Here is a 17457-nt window from a genome sequence, read left to right on the forward strand (position 1 = left end):
CATGCGCCGCCTTGACCTGGAATTCCAGCCCCGGCGCAGCAGCCCGCTGGCCTGGTCGCTGCTGGCCCTGGGCGGCGCGGTGGTGGCCGTGCTGGTACTGCTGCAACAGCACCTGCAAGCCGAGCAGGTCCACCTTGAGGCCCGGCTGCACAGCCTGGAGCTGCAACTGGGTCGCCGCCCGGCCACGGTCGCCCCGCAGAACAGCGCCGCCAGCCGCGAGCAGGCCGAACGCCTGGCGCAGATGCGCAGCGTTTCACAGCAACTGCAACGGCCCTGGCAGCAACTGTTCGCCATGCTTGAAGCGCAACCCCAGGAAGACGTGGCCCTGCTCAGCCTGACCCCGGATGCCCGCAAGGGCCAGGTGCGTATTGCCGCCGAGGCCCGCAACCTGGAAGCGATGCTGCAGTACCACCACCGCCTGGAACAGAGCACCGAGCTCAGCGATGTATCGCTGCTCAACCACGAGGTAGTGGCGGGCCAACCCGAGCACCCGGTGCGCTTCACCCTTACCGCCACCTGGGAGACCGGCCATGCGCGCCCCTGACTCGATAAACAGCCTGATCCTCCAGGAGCAGTTGCGCCGTATCGGCCCGGTCGGCCTGGCCGGCGCCGCAGTGGCCGTCCTGGCAGTCGCTGTAGCGCTGGCCGGGGTGCTGCCGCAGTGGCAGGCCCTGCGCGAGCTGCGCGCCAGCGAGGCCGATGCCAGCGCCCAGGTCGAGCGGGTCAGGCGTGGCGAGCTGAAAGTCGCCGTCAAGCCTGAACAGCAAGCGCTGGACAGCCTGCGTCAGCAACTGCCAGGGCAACCTGAAGCCAGCGAACTGATCGAGCGGCTGTACCACCTGGCCAGCGCCGAACGTATCAGCCTGGCCCGTGGTGAGTACGCCCTGGGTGTCGACCCCAAGACCCAGCTGGCGCGTTACCAGATCGTCCTGCCGGTACGCGGCAGCTATCCGCAGATCCGCGGCTTTGTGCGCGGCCTGCTGGGCCAGTTGCCGACCCTGGTGCTGGAAGACCTTGAGCTGCAGCGCAAGCGCATTGGCGACAGTGAGCTCAATGGCCGCCTGCGCATGACCCTTTACCTGTCGAGGTCGTGATGAACACTCAGCGTGCAGTGGTGTGGGTGGGGTTTCTGGGGCTTGCCGGTGCGTTGGCCTGGGCGCCGGGGCACTGGTTCGGCGAGGAAAGCGAGGAGGCCCTGATCGCCGGCAAGCCGGTGCCCACACAACCGGTTTCTGAGAGTGCCGGCATGCCGGTGATGAAGCCGGAACAGGCCACGCGCGACCTGTTCCCCCGCCAGCAATGGACTAAACCCAAGGCCCTGGCCACTGTCACCGAACAACCTGTGGTTGCCACTGCGGTGGTAGCCGCTGCCCCCGCAGCCCCGGCGCTGCCTTTCCAGTTCGTCGGCCGCCTGGGCGATCGCGACGACCTGCAGGTCTTCCTGCGCAGCGGCGAAAAACTCTACGTCGTGCGCCAGGGCGATGTGATTGACGACACCTACCGTCTCGATCGGGTTTCGGCCAATGAGCTGGGCCTGGTCTACCTGCCTTTGCACCAGTCACAGACTTTGTCTGTCGGGAGCGCACCATGAAGCCATCGAAGTTGTGCAAGCCTGCTCCGTTCATGCTGCTGGCGCTCTGCGTGGCCATTGCCGGCTGCGGTTCGAGCGCGGTGCGCAAGGACAGCCAGGCGCTGATGAAAGAAGGCCAGTACGAGGCCGGTATCGCTCGCCTGGAAGAGGCGCTGCGCGACGACCCGCGTGACACCGACCTGAACATTGCGTTGGCCCAAGGCCGGCAGCAGGCGGTCGAGGCGCTGCTGAGCCAGGCCGACAGCGACCGCATCCGCCACGACTTCGCCGGTGCGCGCCTAGGTTACGGCCGCGTGCTCACCCTGGAACCGAACAACCGCCGCGCGCATGAGGGCATCCGCCAGCTGGAACTGATGCGCACCCTCGATGACCGTGTTGCGCTGGGCCAGGCTGCGCTGCGCCAGGGCGACCTGTTCGGTGCCGAGCGTTACATGCGCGAAGTGCTGCGCCTGGACCCGCAAAACCAGAAGGGCATCATGCTGCGCAGCGATATCGAGAACGTCCAGGCCCGTACGGCACAGCCCTTCCCGCAACTGCGCAGCAAGCTGGAGCGCCCGGTGACCCTGGAGTTTCGCGATGCCGAGCTCAAGGTCATTTTCGAAGTGCTGTCCCAGGTGGCCGGCATCAACTTCATTTTCGACAAGGACCTGCGCCCGGACATGAAGGCCACCATCTTCGTGCGCGAGGTGCGCATCGAGGATGCCATAGCCCTGTTGCTGGAACAGAACCAGTTGCGCCAGAAGATCGTCAACGACAACACCTTGCTGGTCTACCCCGACTCGCCGCAGAAGACCAAGGACTACCAGGAACTGGTCATGCGCACGTTCTACCTGACCAGCATCGATGCCAACACCGCACTGAACATGGTCAAGACCATGCTCAAGACCCGCGATGTATTCGTTGATGAGCGCCTCAATACCCTGACCATGCGCGACACCCCAGACGCCGTGCGCATGGCCGAGAAGCTGCTGCAGTCGCAGGACCAGTCCAACCCCGAGGTGGTGCTGGAAGTGGAGGTGATGGAGGTGGCCCGCTCGCGCATCCTCGACCTTGGCCTGCAATGGCCCAATACCTTCGGGGTGCTGAGCGATGAGGGCAACCCGGTCAGCGTGCTGGACCAGTTGCGCGGCATCAACTCCGGGCGTATCAGCATCTCGCCGGCGCCCCAGGCCAAGATCAACGCCCAGGACAAGGACATCAACACCCTGGCCAGTCCGGTGATACGCGTCAGCAACCGCGAGCAAGCGCGCATCCACATCGGCCAGCGTGTGCCGATCATCAGCGCCACCTCGGTACCTTCCACCCAAGGGCCGGTGATCACCGAAAGCGTCACCTACCTGGATGTCGGTCTGAAGCTTGAAGTGCAGCCTACCGTGCACCTGAACAACGAGGTGGCGATCAAGGTAGCGCTTGAGGTCAGCAACGCCACCCCGCTGGAGCCAACCCGCCAGGGCACCATCCCGGTCCAGGTCGACACCCGCAATGCCCAGACCAGCCTGCGCCTGCACGACGGCGAAACCCAGGTGCTGGCGGGGCTGGTGCGCAACGACAAGACCTCTAGCGGCAACAAGATCCCGGGCCTGGGCGACATCCCTGGCCTGGGCCGGCTGTTCGGCAGCAACCGCGATGACATGAGCAAGTCCGAACTGGTACTGGCGATCACCCCGCGGATCGTACGCAACCTGCCTTACCAGAGCCCCTCGGACATGGAGTTCGCCACCGGTACCGAATCGAGCATGCAGGTGCGCCAACTGGCCCTGCCTTTGCCAGCCGGCGCGCTGCCGGCCGATGAGCCGGGCCAGGCGCCTGACGATGCACCGGTTGTCGACAGCCAGATGGCGGTGGTGCCTGCCGGCAAGGGCCCACGGCCATGAAACGCCGCGTGCAAGGCTTCAGCCTGATCGAGGTGGTGCTGACCCTGGCATTGCTCGGGCTGCTCGCCAGCATGGCTGCACCGCTGACCGAAACCGTGGTGCGCCGCACCAAGGAGCAGCAATTGCGTCAGGCGCTGTACCAGATCCGCGATGCCATCGATGCCTACAAGCGTGCCTTCGACGCAGGTTTCATCGAAAAAGGCCTGGATGCCAGTGGTTACCCACCAAACCTGCAGGTACTGGTCGACGGGGTGCGCGATGTACGCAGCGCCAAGGGCAGCAAGTTCTACTTCCTGCGGCGCATCCCGCACGACCCGCTAGTGGCGGCAAAAGACGATGACGGTGGTGGCTGGGGCTTGCGCGCCTATGACAGCGGGCCGGACAACCCGCGTGACGGCCAAGACGTTTACGACGTGTATTCCAAGGCCCGCGGCAAAGGCCTCAACAACATCCCTTACGGGCAATGGTGACAACCATGAAACGCAGCCGAGGTTTCACCTTGATCGAACTGCTGGTGGTGATGGCGATCATCGCCACGCTGATGACCATTGCCATGCCACGTTACTTCAACAGCCTGGAAAGCTCCCGCGAGGCTGCCCTGCGCCAGAGCCTGGCGGTGCTGCGTGAGGCGCTGGACCATTACTACGGCGACACCGGTCGCTACCCGGATTCGCTGGAGCAACTTGTCGAGCAGCGCTACCTGCGCAACACACCGGTCGACCCAATAACCGAACGCAGTGATGCCTGGCAACTGCTGCCACCGCCTGAAGGGGTAGCCGGTGGCGTGGCCGACATCAAGAGCGGTGCAACAGGGAGGGCACGTGATGGCAGCCACTTCGCACAATGGTAAGGCCTGCAACGGCTTCACCTACCTGGGTGTATTGCTGCTGATCGCAGCCAGCAGCGTGGCCCTGGCGTCCAGCGGCACGCTGTGGTCCAGCGCGGCGCAGCGCGAAAAGGAGCGTCAGTTGCTGTGGGTGGGTGGCCAGTATGCCCAGGCACTGCGCAGCTATTACCGCGCTTCGCCAGGCCTGGCGCAGTACCCGCAGGCGCTGGCCGACCTGCTGGAGGACAACCGCTTTCCAGAGCCGAAACGGCACATCCGCCGGTTGTACCCGGACCCGGTCACCGGCAGTGATGAATGGGGGCTGTTGCGTTCGATCGACGGGCGCATCACCGGGGTGCACAGCCGCTCCGACGCCACCCCGTTCAAACGCAGTGGTTTCGACACTCAGTGGTCCGGCTTCGAAGGCCTCGAGCACTACAGCGATTGGCAGTTCGTCGCCGAGCAGGCCTTCAGCGAAAGCGCCAGTGGCGCACAGACCCACAGTAGCCCGGGGGATGCGCCATGAAACGCCTGAACGTGTTTTGCCTGAGCCTTGGCCTGTTGCTGGCCGCCGGGGTATCCGATGTGGCACGGGCCGACGCCGAAGATGAGATGAAGGGCTTTATCGTCGACAACACCATCTCGCACATCGGCCACGACTTTTACGCCTACTTTGCCGACCGCCTGCGCGCCACCAGCCGCCTGGATTTCAACCTGGTGGTGCGCGAACGCCCGGATGCCCGCTGGGGCAGCCTGATCACGGTGGAATTCGAGCGCGATGTGCTGTACCGCCGCTTCCTGCCGCCCAATGTCACCCAATTGAAAGAAGAGGCCGTCGCGGCCGCCGACCTGGTCAAGCAGGAGGTCATTCAGCGCAAGCTGCAGCGCCTGCTCCAGGACACCACTGATCTGGAGAGGGACGAGCTATGAACACGCGTATTCCCCACTGCATCGCCGCCTGTCTTGTGGCCTGCGCCGTTACCGCCCAGGCCACGGAACTGGTGTACACCCCGGTCAATCCGGCGTTCGGTGGCAACCCGCTCAACGGCACCTGGTTGCTGAACAACGCCCAAGCGCAAAACGACTATGACGACCCTGACCTCAAGGACCGCACCTCCGCCTTTGGCGGTACCTCGGCCCTGGAGCGCTTCAGCAACCAGCTGGAGTCGCGGATGTTGTCGCAGTTGCTGGACAACATCAGCAATGGCCAGACCGGCAGCATGGCCACCGATGCCTTCCTGATCGATGTGATCGATGACTCCGGTGCTTTGAGCATCAAGGTCACCGACCGCGTCACAGGAGAAATTTCGATCATTGAGGTCAGCGGCCTGAACCCCTGAGAGGGACGGGTTGTTATCTGGGGAGAGAACACCATGAAACGTCTGCTGAGCACTTTGCTGATCCTCGCCGCCCTGCAAAGCCTCCAAGGTTGCGGCCTGCGCGAACCGATGTCGGCCGAACAGGACTCGGAAACCCCGACCCTGACCCCGCGCGCTTCGACTTACTACGACCTGATCAACATGCCACGGCCCAAGGGCAGGCTGATGGCGGTGGTGTATGGCTTCCGCGACCAGACCGGGCAATACAAGCCGACCCCGGCCAGCTCGTTCTCCACCAGTGTTACCCAAGGGGCGGCGAGCATGCTGATGGACGCTCTCAATGCCAGCGGCTGGTTCGTGGTGCTGGAGCGTGAAGGCCTGCAGAACCTGCTGACCGAACGCAAGATCATCCGTGCCTCGCAGAAAAAGGCCGATGTACCGGAGAACATCCAGACCGAGCTGCCGCCGCTGCAAGCGGCCAACCTGATGCTCGAAGGCGGCATCATCGCCTACGACACCAATGTGCGTAGCGGCGGGGAAGGGGCACGCTACCTGGGCATTGACATCTCCCGCGAGTACCGGGTGGACCAGGTCACAGTCAACCTGCGTGCGGTGGACGTACGCACCGGGCAGGTATTGGCCAATGTGATGACCAGCAAGACCATCTACTCGGTGGGGCGTAGCGCCGGGGTGTTCAAATTCATCGAGTTCAAGAAACTGCTCGAGGCAGAAGTGGGCTACACCACCAACGAACCAGCACAGTTATGCGTGCTGTCGGCTATCGAGTCGGCGGTAGGGCATTTGCTGGCACAAGGGATCGAGCGGCGGTTGTGGCAGGTGGCGGGGGATGCAGGGGATGGCAAGGCTGCGGTGGACAAGTACCTGAGCCAGTCTCAGGCGCAATGACAATGGAGACGAGACCGCCCCTCACAGGTACAGCGGCGTCCGAGCGCGCGCCGTACCTCGGGGTGCCATCCTTGCCCATGTAAAGCCTGCCTTCAGGATGTAGCCTTGGGACGCTCCGGGATCCATGTTTTCTGCGTTTCACACTGAACGCCGATCTGCAGGTTGGTTTCTTCCGTATAGGGGTTCCCTTTTTCGTCGACCAGGTAGAACACCTCATGCAGGTACTGCTTACCCTGCTTATCCCGGTAACATCTGAACGCCGTGTTGTCAGGGAAGACCTCGCGAATCTTCGAGAACTCGGTAGCGTGCCCTACCATCGCCTCGAACGCGTCATTGTCAAAACTGACCACCTTGTTCAAGTCGACGAAGTCCTGAAAGTACTCCTGCATACGCTTGCCCGAGCAAGTGCCGTGTTTTTGCCATTCATGCGCGAACAGCTTCTCGGGTTCGCTGGTAACGATGGCCCGCAGGGCTTTGTTGGCAAGCACTGCACTCATCTCATCGGCCCTCATTGCACAGGCTTCGCCGTTGGTGCAGTCAGGGGAATTGGTGCAGTACTGGGGGTGACGATTGGTCAGGTTGCCAATGCTTTCGCTGTAGGGCCAGATACCGTGGGTGAGAAAGCGTTCCGGTGCCTCCTCACAGCCTGGCGTCGAGGGCTTCATGAGGCAGAAAGTGGGTTGCCAAGTGACGGAGTAGACCAGGTACTTGGAGGGAGGTGCATTGATGTGGGCCTCTTCATTGGCATCCAGTGCCATCACACGGCTTGCCCCTAAGAGGGTCAGCAGTAGCAAGATTGTTATCATCAAGCGCATGGGTTCGCTCCCTTGAACGGGACCGCTCTGGTAGTGGCGGCGTCAGATCAATTAACCGGGAGCAGGCGGGCGCGCGTCTACTGGCAGAAATGTCGGGTGGCTATTTGCTTGCATTACCCGGCCTTGCGCAAAGTCAGGTTGATCCGCCGCTCGCCCATCCGCGGATGCACGCCCGGCTTGATCGGCAATACCCCATGAAAGCGCAACCGGTCCTCACCTCCCCAGACCAGCACATCGCCATGGCTCAACGCTATTCGCCGAGTCTTGTCCGAGCGCTGGAAACCACCCAGCAGGAACACCGCCGGCAACCCTAGAGATACCGACACGATCGGCTGGCCGAAGTCAGCTTCGTCGCGATCCTGGTGTAGGCTCAGGCGGGTACCGGGCAGATAGTGGTTGACCAGGCAGGCATCAGGTACGAACGCGTCGAAGCCTGCCGCGGCCGCAGCGCGCCCGGCCAGCTCAAGCAGAGCTTCAGGCAGGGCTGGCCAAGGCTCGCCGCTGACGGGGTCGGTCGGGCTGTATCGGTAGCCTTTGGCGTCGCTGACCCAACCCAGCGAACCGCAGTTGGTCAAGGCCACCGCCATGTGCAGACCGCCGGGCGTACGCATGTGCCGGAAGGGGGCTGCGCGAAGCACAGGGCGCAGGGCGTCGAGCAGCTGCTCGACTTGCGCAAGGGCAAAGCCGGGCAACAGCACGGTGTGGCTGGCCAGTCGTTGTGGCTGGGGGCCGAACAGGTCGAGATCGGACTGGATCATGGTCGTGATGTCGAGGGATGGGTGTGGCCATTCTAACCCGCTCAGCAGGCAGGCCAGGGTTTTTCACTGCTATAGAACACGGCGAGCCACACGGTATGGGTGCCTTGTGCGGTCCATTCCACGCGATGGCGGCAATGGGCCGGGATGTCCAGGCAATCACCCGGGGCCAGCAGCCGTGTGTAGGCTTCATGCTCGAGGCGCAGGCCGGCACTGCCGCTCAGCAGCACGATCCATTCGCCTTCGGGCTGGTCGTACCAGAACCCGGGAGGGCTGCACTGGCCGCTGGAAACAATGCGCTCGATACGCAGGCCCGGGCGTTTGAGGAGGTCATCGACCCGTTCCGGTGCGCCAGGATCACAGGGTGGGAGGTGGATCAGCACGTTGGCAGGTGTCATGGCAGATCTCGCTGTATGGGAGGTATTTCACTATGGACTGGATCGAAATAACGCGCGCTTCTTGACCACCTATCTCGAATGTAAGACTTTTCTGAGACCAAATGCCAAAGGACTCATATGGACAAGCTTCTGGCAATGAGGATGTTCGCTGCCACCGTCGACGCTCAGGGCTTTTCCGCCGCAGCGCGCAAGCTCGGCGTGGCCACCTCGTCGGTGACGCGCCTGGTCGATGCTCTGGAATCGGCGCTTGGGGCCACCTTGCTTAACCGCTCCACGCGCCAGGTCACCCTTACAGAAGCAGGTGCCCGTTACTACGCCCGTGCACGTGAAATTTTCGAAGCGCTTGATAAAGCCGATGCCAGTGTCGCCGACCGTGGCGAGGAGCCGGTAGGTGTGCTGCGCTTATGCCTGCCGGTTGAGTTCGGCCGTCGGGTGATTGCGCCACACCTTGGGCAGTTTCTGGCGCGCCATCGTGCTCTGGAGCTGGACATCGACATGAGTGACCGGGTCGATGACCTGCTTGGCGGTCGTTACGACTTGTCGATCCGGCTTGGCGACCCTGCGCCCAGCGAGGAACTGGTGTGCCGGCAACTGGGCCGCTTCGAGCGCTGGCTGGTGGCAAGTCCTGACTATCTGGCCGGTTGCGAGCCCTTGCAGCACCCCGGTCAGCTGCTTGATCACGCCTGCCTGCGCTTTAGCTATGGGCCGATGGTGCGCCCTTGGCGCTTGCGGCTGGGCGATGAAGTGCTGGAGCTGGATGTCAGGGGCCCACTGCGCAGCGCCAACGCTGATCTGCTGCGCGAAGCTGCGCTGGCCGGTAGCGGCATCGCGCTGCTGGCTGACTGGCTGGTCCGCGAGGATGTCGCAGCCGGGCGCTTGCGCCGTCTGTTCGATACCTGGCAGATCAGCCCGGGCACCGCCAACGCCAGCATCAATGCCTTGTATCTCCCCAACCATCGCGGTTCGCGACGCGTGCAGGCATTCATAAGGTTTTGCGAAGGGCTGCTGGAGCCTTGAGAAACTTGCGTTGCGCAGGATGCAAAGCCCCGTTGCGTCGAGGCCGGATTCTCTTGCCGGGCATGTACCGCTAATGTGCCCGGCATATTCCACCCAATGCCGAGGAACCTCGCATGAATCCCTCTCTAGCTGCTGCGCAGGCTACAGCTCCAGTACTGAGTCGTGCCCTGATTACGCTGCTGGCGTTCTGTTGCGGCGCCATCGTCGCCAACATCTATTACGCCCAACCTATTGTCGGGTTGATTGCTCCGGACCTTGGGCTGTCTGCAGAGCGAGCCAGCCTGATCGTTTCGTTGACCCAGTTGGGTTATGCGCTGGGTCTGCTGCTACTGGTACCGCTGGCCGATCTGCTTGAAAACCGTCGGCTGATGATCTTCACTGCCGTGCTCGCTTGCGCAAGCCTTGTGTTGGCGGGTACCAGCAGCCATGGCCAAGGTCTGTTATTCCTCGGGTACGCGCTGTTGATCGGTTTCAGTTCGGTCGCAGTACAGATGCTCATTCCGCTGGCAGCGCACCTGGCGCCGGAGCAGCAGCGCGGGCGTGTGGTCGGCAATATCATGGGCGGCCTGTTGTTGGGCATCCTGCTGGCGCGGCCGGTGTCGAGCCTTGTGGCTGACCATTTCGGCTGGCGCATGGTGTTCATCGGTGCAGCGAGCCTGATGTTGGCGATCATCTTGCTGTTGGTGTTGACCCTGCCGCGTCGGGTACCCGACCACAAGGCCAGCTACGCCGCACTGATGGTCTCGTTGATTGCATTGTTGCGACAGTACCCGGTGTTGCGCCAACGCTCGTTGTATCAAGCATTGATGTTCGGGGCGTTCAGCCTTTACTGGACGGCGGTGCCGCTGGTCCTGGCGCAAGAGCATGGCCTTTCGCAGAGCCAGATCGCGTTGTTTGCCCTGGTTGGTGCAGTCGGGGCCATCGCCGCGCCACTGGCTGGACGCCTGGCCGACGCCGGCCATGCCCGCGCCGCGTCACTGCTTGCCTTGGTGTTGGCGCCTGTGGCATTGCTGCTGGGGTTGACCGCACCGGGGTTTAGCGTCATCGGCCTGGCAACGACAGGGGTACTGCTGGATTTTGCGGTGCAGATGAACATGGTCATCGGCCAGCGCGAGGTCTATGCGCTGGACCCGGCTAGCCGTGGGCGGCTCAACGCGCTGTACATGACGAGCATTTTCCTCGGTGGTGCACTGGGTTCGGCCGCGGCCAGCGCGGTGTTTTCCGACTACGGATGGCACGGCGTGGCCGCACTGGGGGCTTTGTTACCGGGCCTGGCGTTGGCGGCATTCCTTCTGGTTGCGCGGCGCGAACCTGGCCATTGACCCGCTAGCGGCCGAGCGGTAGCGCCACCCCGATCAACGCGAACAACCCCCCACAGCACCGATTGAAACCCTTGCCACCTCTGGCCAGCCAAGGCCTGATACGGAACGCCAACCGCGCCAGCAGGTATTCAACCACGAACTCCACGCTGGCGAAGGTGGCTGCCATGATCAGAAACTGCAGGAGCAAGCCGCGCTGGGGGTCGATGAACTGAGGCAGGAATGCGCCATAGAACAGCAGCACCTTGGGGTTGGCCATGGCCGACAGCAGGCCCTGGCGGAACAGGCCGGCATTGCTCGACTGCACGGCGCGCGTGTTCATCTCAAGGTGCAAGGGCGGGCTGCGCCAGAGCGCAATGCCCAACCACACCAGGTAGGCGCCGCCCACCCACTTCAATACCGTCAGCAATGCCGCTGACGTTTGCAGCAGGGCCGTCAGGCCGAACATGGCCAGGCCGATCAACGCACTGAAGCCGAACACGCCGCCAACGATGGTGAACAAGGTGCGGTGAGCGCCATACAGCGCGCCATGGGTCAGTGCCAGCAAGCTGTTCGGCCCAGGGGTCAGCGACAGGCCGATGCTTGCCAGCAGGTAAATGAGCCAGATATCCAGAGCCATGTAACGCGCCTTTTTCGATCAGTGTTCAGGTGTCCAGTCTAAGCGACGGCGTGGTTGGGGCAGGGTATTATCTGGACATTCGAAGGTACTTTCTGGACATCCTTGCATGGTCCCCGATATTCGCCTGCTGATCCTGCCCTTGCCGGATTTCGCGTTGCTGCCCTTCGGCGCATTTCTCGACAAGCTGCGTTTCAGCGCCGATGACGAAGATTACAGTCGCCAGCGCTACTGCAGCTGGACACTTGGCGGGCTGACCGGGGAGCCTGTGGTTTCCAGCAGCGGCGCGGTGGTGCAGGTGGAGGCTATTACCGATTCGCTGGCGCTGAAGGGTTTCGATTACCTGGTGCTGTTCGGCAGCCGCAACGCGCAGGCCACTGCCGGGTTGGCTCCTCGCTATAAAAGCCTGCTCAGGCGCGCGGCCAAAGCTGGTGTGAAACTGGTCGCCATCGACAACGCGGTTTTCCTGCTGGCGGCCTGCGGTTTGCTGGAGGGGCACAGGGTGGTTGTGCACTGGCGTCACGAAACCGAGTTCCGGGCAACGTTCCCGCACCTTCAGGTACTGCGCGAGCAGCTGTACTGCATCGATGGGGCCCGTATTACCTGCGCCGGTGGCACGGCAGCCATCGACCTGGCGGTGGCGCTGCTGTCAGAGGCCTGTGGCCGCGCTCGCGCGCTCAAGGGGTTGGCCGACATGCTGGTGGATGAGACCCGTGACAGCCGCCATGCCCTGCGCTCGCTGGAGGCCGGCGCAGGGCAGGGGCGCCAGGTGCAGCGCGCGCTGGCGTTGATGCGCCACCACATGGGGGCGCGCCTGTCCATCGAGCGATTGGCGGCAGAGCTGGCTATCAGCCGACGGCAACTGGACCGCCAGTTCCAGGCCAGCCATGGTATGAGCGCCAAGGCCTGGTGGCTGGAAATGCGCCTGCAACAGGCCCGCTGGCGCCTGTGCAACTCCAGCCATGGCCTGGCGCAGATTGCCGAGGAGGTAGGGTTTGCAGATGCCAGTTACCTGGGCAGGCGCGTACGACAGCGCTTTGGTTGCACCGCGCAGGCGCTGCGCAAGGGGGCTCACTGCGGCGTGCCGAACAACCCTGTCCAATAGATGCCCGCATCACTCTTGGGGTCCACTGCATAGGCAGCCCCCATTTCGCGGAAGTCTGGGTTCATCAAGGTTGCGCAATGCCCAGGGCTGGCCAACCAGCCATCTACCACCTTTTGTGCCGAGTCACGCCCGGCTGCGATGTTCTCGCCAATCTGCTGGTACAGGTAGCCGGCCAGTTCGGCACGGTCACCCGGGGTGCGGCCGTCGTGGTCGATGTGGTCGAAGAAATTTTGGTTGGCCATGGCCCGTGTATGGTTGGCCGCCACCCCCGCCAGCGCGGTGCTCCAGCCAAGCGCGGGTGCTGCGGCGAAGGGTTGGCCGCCGCATTGTCGCGGTGCCTTGCGCGCAGCGTTGATCGCCTGCAGCACATTTTGCCCCTCAGCCTGCCAGTCGCCCAGGCGCCCGCTGAGCAATGGGCGCGCCAGTACGATGCGCCAGTCGCGGCCTTCCTGGCTGACGCCAATGTCGACGAACTGCGGGTCGAGCACCACCTGGCAGAAGCTTTCCTGGATCGCATGCATCGCGGCGCGGGCGTCGCGTGGGCCGGACAGGCTGATCGCCTGTACGTTGACCATGGGGTAGGCCGCGCGGGTCATGGCCTGCTGGAGGTCGCGTGTACCTTCGGGCGACAGCGCCAAGCGGGTGTCGCTGTTGAGCGGCGGCAGCTCAAGCGATGCTTCATCGCCGCAGGGTTGGGCCTGGCTGCGGTAGGCATTGATCGAATCGATCAGTTGCGCCTCTTCGCCGTTGGCAGCCAGGCTCGAAGTCGAAACGGCCAGGCTTAACGACAAGGCGGCAACGGATGACAGGACGCGCATGTGGATCTCCCTGTGACTGGCAGCGTCTTGGTATGCGCTGCTCATCCTACACAAGCCCAAGGCTTTTGGCCCGGTGTCGTGCAAAGCAATGAAAACACCAGCAATGGCTTGCAGGCGACAAAAGAGGTGGTAGACCGCGTGCTGCCGGAAAAGTGCGATGAGTTGCCAATCAATGCCGGGGCTTAAGTTCGACTGCACGCCGTGAGTAAACGTTCGTCGGTGTTAGGGGCTCTGCAACAGGCACCGGCTCAGCGCGCCAGCGCCGGGTTGGGTTTGTAGAACAGAAAGAGCCTTGTCTGGGCGGTCCTGCGGTAGGCTTTGGCCCAGTCGGGGCGCACTGTGCGGTCATGAAAGTAAAGCGCGCCACCGGTGGTGTCTTTTAGCTGCTGGTTGAGCGCCTTGCGCGCGATTTCCTTGGCGATGTCATACCGCTGCGGCTCCTCTACCTGGTCGGAACGCCCGTCACACCACCAGGAGAACTGGCAAGACTTGCTTTCAACCCCTTGCTTGACCACACCACAGATGGTGTCGGGGAAACCGTCCTTGCCGAGGCGGTTGAGCACCACGCTGGCCACAGCGCTCATGTCTTTTTGATCGGCACCTTTGGCTTCCCAGTAGATCGTGCGTGCCAGGCAGGTGATGCTGTCGTCCAGCGGCGCCTGGCCTGCCGGGTCGACTGCCTTGACTTCACTGGGCGTCAGGGTTTCGGTTTTTTTCGGCGGTGGCGCATCGTCGGCCACCTTCTCTTCAAGTACCTCGGCCTTGTCCTCTGCAACAATGGCCTTGGCAGTGTCGGCGGCATTCAATGGGCCTGCGAGCAGGGCCGAGGTGAAGCCGATCACTATCCAAAATAGGCGCATGGTCCAGGTCCCGAAGTGTGTGCTGATCCTCAGTCTAGCCAAGCGTATTCAGTTGAGCGAAAGCATTAACATCAAGGGTAGGGTCACCGCAGCGGCCACGGTCTGCAAGGCAATGATGGTCGCCATCAACGGTGCGTTGCCGCCCATTTGCCGCGCCATGACATAGGACGACGATGCTGTAGGCAATGCCTGGAACAGCACCGCCACCACTGCCGCCTGGCCGCTAAGGCCGAGCAGGCGGCACAGGCCCCAAGTGGTCAGTGGCATGACCAGAAACTTGAACGTCGAGGCCGCCAGCAGGGGGCGTACCTGCTGGCCGACGCTGGCGCCGCCCAGTGCTGCGCCGACACACAAAAGGCCCAGGGGCAGGGCGGCCTGACCCAGTGCCTTGACTGTTGGCTCGATGCCAGCGGGTAGCCCCAGCCCGGTGACGCGCAGCAGCAGCCCGCCAGCGCACCCCACGATCAGCGGGTTGGCGAAAATCGCCCGCAGCACGGTGGCCGGGGAGCTGTGGCGAGCGCTGAAGCGGGCGAACACCAGCACGCAAAGCAGATTCACCAGGGGCACGATTGCGGCATTGGCCACCGCAGCCAGGGCGATGCCTGCACTACCGTAGAGCCCGGCGGCCAGGGTGGCGCCAATATAGTTGTTGAACCGCACTCCACCCTGGAACACCGAGGTGAAGTCTGCGCCATCGTGATTCACTGCACCTTGATACAGCACCAGCAGCGCGGCGCCGAGCAAGGTTGAGAGCATCAGCACGCCGACCATGCCAAGCACCGGCACACCGTCGAGGTTGGCGGTGGCCAGGCCATGAAGGAACAGCGATGGCAGCAGCACGTAGTAGCTCAGGCGTTCGGCACCTGGCCAGAAGGTTTCAGCAAGAAAACCGCGTACACGCAGCAATGTGCCCAGGGCGATCAGCAGGATGATGGGAACCAGCGTGGTCAGCAGAAGGTGAAGCATGGGCGGGATCCAGGGCCGGGTACAGCCACAGGTTAGCGTGGCTGGCGGGTTGGTAAAAACGCTTATTTCGGCCTTGAGGGATACGCCGACGGGTTCCGGTAGGAAATATTTCATTCTGTGGCTGGATGGAATGCCTGCAAACCTGTGCAGTCACACCTGTTATGTGGGTATGACACCCGCTCACCTCAAACCATGGAGATACAACATGAAAGCACTGGTATTCAGCGCCTTGCTGGCCTCGGCCGGCCTCGCCCAGGCAGCGCAGACCGTGGAACTGAAGCTGGCCGCCCCGGACGGCCCAGGCAAAGTGATCGGCACCGTCAGCATCGAGCAGAGCAAGTACGGCGCCGTGCTCACCCCGGACCTCAAAGACTTGCCACCGGGTGTGCACGGCTTCCACCTGCACCAGAAACCTTCTTGCGCACCTGCCGAGGAAAATGGCAAACCTGTGCCTGCAGGTGCAGCGGGCGGCCACTGGGATCCGGACTCGACCAATGCACACAAGGGCCCTTACGACGACAGCGGTCATCGCGGTGACCTGCCGGCGCTGTATGTGGGCGCAGATGGCAAGGCCAATTACCCGGTACTGGCGCCACGCCTGAAGGCTTCGGACTTCAAAGGGCACGCGCTGATGGTGCATGCAGGGGGCGACAACCACAGTGACCACCCCGAGAAGCTCGGTGGCGGCGGTGCACGGGTTGCTTGCGGGGTAGTCCAGTAGGCTGCCTCAAGGCTGGCGCTCGGCCACAGCCCGAAGGGTTCGCAGCGTTACCACCGGCGCATCCACCACGAAGCGGTTGGCCAGCCAGCCTGGCACATCCCCGGCCGGATCGGCCTGCAGCTGATAAGTAACCTCGGTCGTGCGTTCGCCCAGCGGCTTCATGACCCACTCGCCACTCAGGTGCTGTACGCGGATCAGCCCCGGCTGCTCCGGCAGTTTGTTCGGCTCGGCACTCAAGTGGCGCACCAGGGTGCCGTCGTCGAGCCGTTCGCTGGTGACTTTGAGGATGATGTCGCGCGGCAGGGTAGGCCATGGCAAGTCGGTGGTCAGGTAGACCCAGGTGCTGTCGCCCGCGACCTCCAGCAGGCGCATCTGCTCGCAGGCATACAGCCATTTACAGGCGACGCGCAAATTTTCCTGCAGGTCGGTAAGGGTGCGCACGCTGGCCTGCATGGTGCTGACCCCGCGAAACTGTTGATAGGGTGAGCCGGTCACGCCGCGCAGGTACACGCGAATGCCTTCGCGGTCGTAAGCCAGGTTCCAGTCATCAGCGGCTTGCACGCAGGCGCAGGCCAACAGGGCGGCGAACAAGGTACTGCGGTTCATGGCGTGCACCGCGAAGTGGGTAGGCCTTTGAGTATGTGTGGCAAACACAAAGCCCGCCAGGTGGCGGGCTTTGCTACCGCATTCAGGGCTTAACGCTGTGGGTTCAGCGTCAGGTGCACATGACGGTTCACGTCTTTGTACAGCAGGTAGCTGAACTTGCCTGGGCCGCCTGCGTAGCAGGCTTGCGGGCAGAATGCACGCAGCCACATGAAGTCGCCCGCTTCCACTTCGACCCAGTCCTGGTTCAAGCGATAGACCGCCTTGCCTTCCAGTACGTACAGGCCGTGTTCCATGACGTGGGTTTCAGCGAACGGAATCACGCCGCCCGGCTGGAAGGTCACGATGTTGACGTGCATGTCGTGGCGCATGTCGGCCATGTCGACGAAGCGGGTAGTGACCCAGCGGCCTTCGGTACCCGGCATTTCGATGACGGTGGCGTTGTCGCGGTGGGTAACGAACGACTCAGGGATATCCAGGCCTTCAACCTTCTGGTAGTGCTTGCGCAGCCAGTGGAAGGTGACGTTGGACTTGCTGTTGTTGCGCAGGCTCCACTCGGCGCCCGGGGCGAGGAATGCGTAACCGCCCTGGCCCAGGGTGTGGTGCTTGCCTTCGACGGTGATGTCGATTTCGCCTTCGACGACGAATACGACGGCTTCGGCATTGGGGTCCAGTTCAGGACGCTCGCTGCCGCCTTCCGGGGCCACTTCGACGATGTACTGGGCGAAGGTTTCGGCAAAGCCGGTGAGTGGGCGGGCGATGACCCACATGCGCATCTTGTCCCAGAACGGCAGGTGGCTGGTGACGATGTCACGCATCACGCCTTTGGGAATGACGGCATAGGCTTCGGTGAACATTGCACGGTCAGTCAGCAGCTCGGTTTGAGCCGGGTGCCCACCGTGGGGGGCGAAGTAGGAGTGATTCGACATGAACGATCTCGACTTGTTG

At 63.1% G+C, this 17457-nt stretch carries 24 protein-coding genes; 15 read left to right on the forward strand and 9 right to left on the reverse strand.

What is annotated here, in order from left to right:
- Position 1: 1 nt before the first annotated feature.
- The 10 genes from JET17_RS12520 to JET17_RS12565 are packed head-to-tail and all read left to right on the forward strand — an operon-like array spanning position 2 to position 6516.
- Positions 2 to 544 carry a PilN domain-containing protein gene (locus JET17_RS12520; RefSeq protein WP_012314325.1) on the forward strand — a complete coding sequence of 181 codons (543 nt, stop codon included), beginning with the start codon at positions 2 to 4 and terminating at the stop codon, positions 542 to 544.
- Positions 531 to 1094 (forward strand): type 4a pilus biogenesis protein PilO, encoded by a 564-nt coding sequence (pilO, locus tag JET17_RS12525; protein ID WP_012314326.1) that lies wholly within the window; start codon positions 531 to 533, stop codon positions 1092 to 1094. Before JET17_RS12520 ends, pilO begins: the two co-directional genes overlap by 14 nt.
- Positions 1094 to 1591: a hypothetical protein gene (locus JET17_RS12530; RefSeq protein ID WP_012314327.1), complete on the forward strand. Its 498-nt coding sequence runs from the start codon at positions 1094 to 1096 to the stop codon at positions 1589 to 1591. The genes pilO and JET17_RS12530 overlap by 1 nt, the downstream gene beginning before the upstream one ends.
- A complete protein-coding gene (locus tag JET17_RS12535; RefSeq protein WP_012314328.1) occupies positions 1588 to 3465 on the forward strand; it encodes a secretin N-terminal domain-containing protein in 1878 nt (625 codons plus the stop codon). The genes JET17_RS12530 and JET17_RS12535 overlap by 4 nt, the downstream gene beginning before the upstream one ends.
- Complete coding sequence (locus JET17_RS12540; RefSeq protein ID WP_012314329.1) at positions 3462 to 3935, forward strand: type II secretion system protein; 474 nt, start codon at positions 3462 to 3464, stop codon at positions 3933 to 3935. The genes JET17_RS12535 and JET17_RS12540 overlap by 4 nt, the downstream gene beginning before the upstream one ends.
- Before the next feature lie 5 nt (positions 3936 to 3940).
- Positions 3941 to 4315, forward strand: coding sequence for a type II secretion system protein (locus tag JET17_RS12545; RefSeq protein ID WP_012314330.1), 375 nt, complete (start codon positions 3941 to 3943; stop codon positions 4313 to 4315).
- Positions 4290 to 4817 (forward strand): type II secretion system protein, encoded by a 528-nt coding sequence (locus JET17_RS12550; RefSeq protein WP_012314331.1) that lies wholly within the window; start codon positions 4290 to 4292, stop codon positions 4815 to 4817. The genes JET17_RS12545 and JET17_RS12550 overlap by 26 nt, the downstream gene beginning before the upstream one ends.
- Entirely contained in the window at positions 4814 to 5221 is a 408-nt protein-coding gene (gene csgE, locus JET17_RS12555) for a curli production assembly/transport protein CsgE (RefSeq protein WP_012314332.1), read from the forward strand. Before JET17_RS12550 ends, csgE begins: the two co-directional genes overlap by 4 nt.
- On the forward strand, positions 5218 to 5631 hold the full coding sequence (locus tag JET17_RS12560) for a curli assembly protein CsgF (protein ID WP_012314333.1): 414 nt from the start codon (positions 5218 to 5220) through the stop codon (positions 5629 to 5631). Before csgE ends, JET17_RS12560 begins: the two co-directional genes overlap by 4 nt.
- Positions 5632 to 5664: 33 nt before the next feature.
- Entirely contained in the window at positions 5665 to 6516 is an 852-nt protein-coding gene (locus tag JET17_RS12565) for a CsgG/HfaB family protein (RefSeq protein WP_012314334.1), read from the forward strand.
- 92 nt (positions 6517 to 6608) lie between these two features.
- On the opposite strand, the gene JET17_RS12570 is transcribed toward JET17_RS12565, so the two are convergent.
- The 3 genes from JET17_RS12570 to JET17_RS12580 form a co-directional block, all read right to left on the reverse strand.
- On the reverse strand, positions 6609 to 7331 hold the full coding sequence (locus JET17_RS12570; protein ID WP_012314335.1) for a ribonuclease T2 family protein: 723 nt from the start codon (positions 7329 to 7331) through the stop codon (positions 6609 to 6611).
- 113 nt (positions 7332 to 7444) lie between these two features.
- Entirely contained in the window at positions 7445 to 8089 is a 645-nt protein-coding gene (gene alkB, locus JET17_RS12575) for a DNA oxidative demethylase AlkB (protein ID WP_012314336.1), read from the reverse strand.
- A gap of 41 nt (positions 8090 to 8130) precedes the next feature.
- A complete protein-coding gene (locus tag JET17_RS12580) occupies positions 8131 to 8484 on the reverse strand; it encodes a cupin (protein ID WP_012314337.1) in 354 nt (117 codons plus the stop codon).
- A 117-nt stretch (positions 8485 to 8601) separates the two neighbouring features.
- On the opposite strand from JET17_RS12580, the gene JET17_RS12585 reads away from it, so the two are divergent.
- Entirely contained in the window at positions 8602 to 9501 is a 900-nt protein-coding gene (locus JET17_RS12585; protein ID WP_012314338.1) for a LysR family transcriptional regulator, read from the forward strand.
- 113 nt (positions 9502 to 9614) lie between these two features.
- Positions 9615 to 10823: an MFS transporter gene (locus JET17_RS12590; RefSeq protein ID WP_012314339.1), complete on the forward strand. Its 1209-nt coding sequence runs from the start codon at positions 9615 to 9617 to the stop codon at positions 10821 to 10823.
- A 4-nt stretch (positions 10824 to 10827) separates the two neighbouring features.
- Here JET17_RS12590 and JET17_RS12595 read toward each other — a convergent pair whose 3' ends face one another.
- Entirely contained in the window at positions 10828 to 11439 is a 612-nt protein-coding gene (locus JET17_RS12595) for a LysE family translocator (protein ID WP_012314340.1), read from the reverse strand.
- Positions 11440 to 11545: 106 nt separating this feature from the next.
- On the opposite strand from JET17_RS12595, the gene JET17_RS12600 reads away from it, so the two are divergent.
- Entirely contained in the window at positions 11546 to 12541 is a 996-nt protein-coding gene (locus tag JET17_RS12600; RefSeq protein WP_012314341.1) for a GlxA family transcriptional regulator, read from the forward strand.
- On the opposite strand, the gene JET17_RS12605 is transcribed toward JET17_RS12600, so the two are convergent.
- Positions 12508 to 13359, reverse strand: coding sequence for a CAP domain-containing protein (locus JET17_RS12605; RefSeq protein WP_012314342.1), 852 nt, complete (start codon positions 13357 to 13359; stop codon positions 12508 to 12510). The two genes, JET17_RS12600 and JET17_RS12605, sit on opposite strands and share 34 nt — an antisense overlap.
- 12 nt (positions 13360 to 13371) lie before the next feature.
- On the opposite strand from JET17_RS12605, the gene JET17_RS12610 reads away from it, so the two are divergent.
- A complete protein-coding gene (locus tag JET17_RS12610; protein WP_190273323.1) occupies positions 13372 to 13545 on the forward strand; it encodes a hypothetical protein in 174 nt (57 codons plus the stop codon).
- 62 nt (positions 13546 to 13607) lie between these two features.
- On the opposite strand, the gene JET17_RS12615 is transcribed toward JET17_RS12610, so the two are convergent.
- Positions 13608 to 14219 (reverse strand): cell wall hydrolase, encoded by a 612-nt coding sequence (locus tag JET17_RS12615; RefSeq protein ID WP_012314343.1) that lies wholly within the window; start codon positions 14217 to 14219, stop codon positions 13608 to 13610.
- A 48-nt stretch (positions 14220 to 14267) separates the two neighbouring features.
- Positions 14268 to 15185, reverse strand: a complete 918-nt coding sequence (locus JET17_RS12620) for an AEC family transporter (RefSeq protein ID WP_012314344.1) — start codon at positions 15183 to 15185, stop codon at positions 14268 to 14270.
- A 205-nt stretch (positions 15186 to 15390) separates the two neighbouring features.
- Between JET17_RS12620 and sodC the strand changes: the two genes are divergently transcribed.
- Entirely contained in the window at positions 15391 to 15906 is a 516-nt protein-coding gene (sodC, locus tag JET17_RS12625; protein ID WP_012314345.1) for a superoxide dismutase family protein, read from the forward strand.
- 6 nt (positions 15907 to 15912) lie between these two features.
- On the opposite strand, the gene JET17_RS12630 is transcribed toward sodC, so the two are convergent.
- Together JET17_RS12630 and JET17_RS12635 are read right to left on the reverse strand one after the other, a co-directional pair.
- A complete protein-coding gene (locus tag JET17_RS12630; protein WP_012314346.1) occupies positions 15913 to 16512 on the reverse strand; it encodes an START domain-containing protein in 600 nt (199 codons plus the stop codon).
- Positions 16513 to 16601: 89 nt separating this feature from the next.
- On the reverse strand, positions 16602 to 17438 hold the full coding sequence (locus JET17_RS12635; RefSeq protein WP_012314347.1) for a bifunctional allantoicase/(S)-ureidoglycine aminohydrolase: 837 nt from the start codon (positions 17436 to 17438) through the stop codon (positions 16602 to 16604).
- Positions 17439 to 17457 lie beyond the last annotated feature (19 nt).

It is taken from the genome of Pseudomonas putida (assembly GCF_016406145.1).
In the GTDB taxonomy this organism is placed as follows: Bacteria; Pseudomonadota; Gammaproteobacteria; order Pseudomonadales; family Pseudomonadaceae; genus Aquipseudomonas; species Aquipseudomonas putida_E.

Excerpts from the sequence above, each read along its gene's own strand:
- JET17_RS12520 (WP_012314325.1), top strand. The coding sequence starts at position 2 with ATGCGCCGCCTTGACCTGGAATTCCAGCCCCGGCGCAGCAGCCCGCTG.
- pilO (WP_012314326.1), top strand. The coding sequence starts at position 531 with ATGCGCGCCCCTGACTCGATAAACAGCCTGATCCTCCAGGAGCAGTTG.
- JET17_RS12530 (WP_012314327.1), top strand. The coding sequence starts at position 1,094 with ATGAACACTCAGCGTGCAGTGGTGTGGGTGGGGTTTCTGGGGCTTGCC.
- JET17_RS12535 (WP_012314328.1), top strand. The coding sequence starts at position 1,588 with ATGAAGCCATCGAAGTTGTGCAAGCCTGCTCCGTTCATGCTGCTGGCG.
- JET17_RS12540 (WP_012314329.1), top strand. The coding sequence starts at position 3,462 with ATGAAACGCCGCGTGCAAGGCTTCAGCCTGATCGAGGTGGTGCTGACC.
- JET17_RS12545 (WP_012314330.1), top strand. The coding sequence starts at position 3,941 with ATGAAACGCAGCCGAGGTTTCACCTTGATCGAACTGCTGGTGGTGATG.
- JET17_RS12550 (WP_012314331.1), top strand. The coding sequence starts at position 4,290 with ATGGCAGCCACTTCGCACAATGGTAAGGCCTGCAACGGCTTCACCTAC.
- csgE (WP_012314332.1), top strand. The coding sequence starts at position 4,814 with ATGAAACGCCTGAACGTGTTTTGCCTGAGCCTTGGCCTGTTGCTGGCC.
- JET17_RS12560 (WP_012314333.1), top strand. The coding sequence starts at position 5,218 with ATGAACACGCGTATTCCCCACTGCATCGCCGCCTGTCTTGTGGCCTGC.
- JET17_RS12565 (WP_012314334.1), top strand. The coding sequence starts at position 5,665 with ATGAAACGTCTGCTGAGCACTTTGCTGATCCTCGCCGCCCTGCAAAGC.
- JET17_RS12570 (WP_012314335.1), bottom strand. The coding sequence starts at position 7,331 with ATGCGCTTGATGATAACAATCTTGCTACTGCTGACCCTCTTAGGGGCA.
- alkB (WP_012314336.1), bottom strand. The coding sequence starts at position 8,089 with ATGATCCAGTCCGATCTCGACCTGTTCGGCCCCCAGCCACAACGACTG.
- JET17_RS12580 (WP_012314337.1), bottom strand. The coding sequence starts at position 8,484 with ATGACACCTGCCAACGTGCTGATCCACCTCCCACCCTGTGATCCTGGC.
- JET17_RS12585 (WP_012314338.1), top strand. The coding sequence starts at position 8,602 with ATGGACAAGCTTCTGGCAATGAGGATGTTCGCTGCCACCGTCGACGCT.
- JET17_RS12590 (WP_012314339.1), top strand. The coding sequence starts at position 9,615 with ATGAATCCCTCTCTAGCTGCTGCGCAGGCTACAGCTCCAGTACTGAGT.
- JET17_RS12595 (WP_012314340.1), bottom strand. The coding sequence starts at position 11,439 with ATGGCTCTGGATATCTGGCTCATTTACCTGCTGGCAAGCATCGGCCTG.
- JET17_RS12600 (WP_012314341.1), top strand. The coding sequence starts at position 11,546 with ATGGTCCCCGATATTCGCCTGCTGATCCTGCCCTTGCCGGATTTCGCG.
- JET17_RS12605 (WP_012314342.1), bottom strand. The coding sequence starts at position 13,359 with ATGCGCGTCCTGTCATCCGTTGCCGCCTTGTCGTTAAGCCTGGCCGTT.
- JET17_RS12615 (WP_012314343.1), bottom strand. The coding sequence starts at position 14,219 with ATGCGCCTATTTTGGATAGTGATCGGCTTCACCTCGGCCCTGCTCGCA.
- JET17_RS12620 (WP_012314344.1), bottom strand. The coding sequence starts at position 15,185 with ATGCTTCACCTTCTGCTGACCACGCTGGTTCCCATCATCCTGCTGATC.
- sodC (WP_012314345.1), top strand. The coding sequence starts at position 15,391 with ATGAAAGCACTGGTATTCAGCGCCTTGCTGGCCTCGGCCGGCCTCGCC.
- JET17_RS12630 (WP_012314346.1), bottom strand. The coding sequence starts at position 16,512 with ATGAACCGCAGTACCTTGTTCGCCGCCCTGTTGGCCTGCGCCTGCGTG.
- JET17_RS12635 (WP_012314347.1), bottom strand. The coding sequence starts at position 17,438 with ATGTCGAATCACTCCTACTTCGCCCCCCACGGTGGGCACCCGGCTCAA.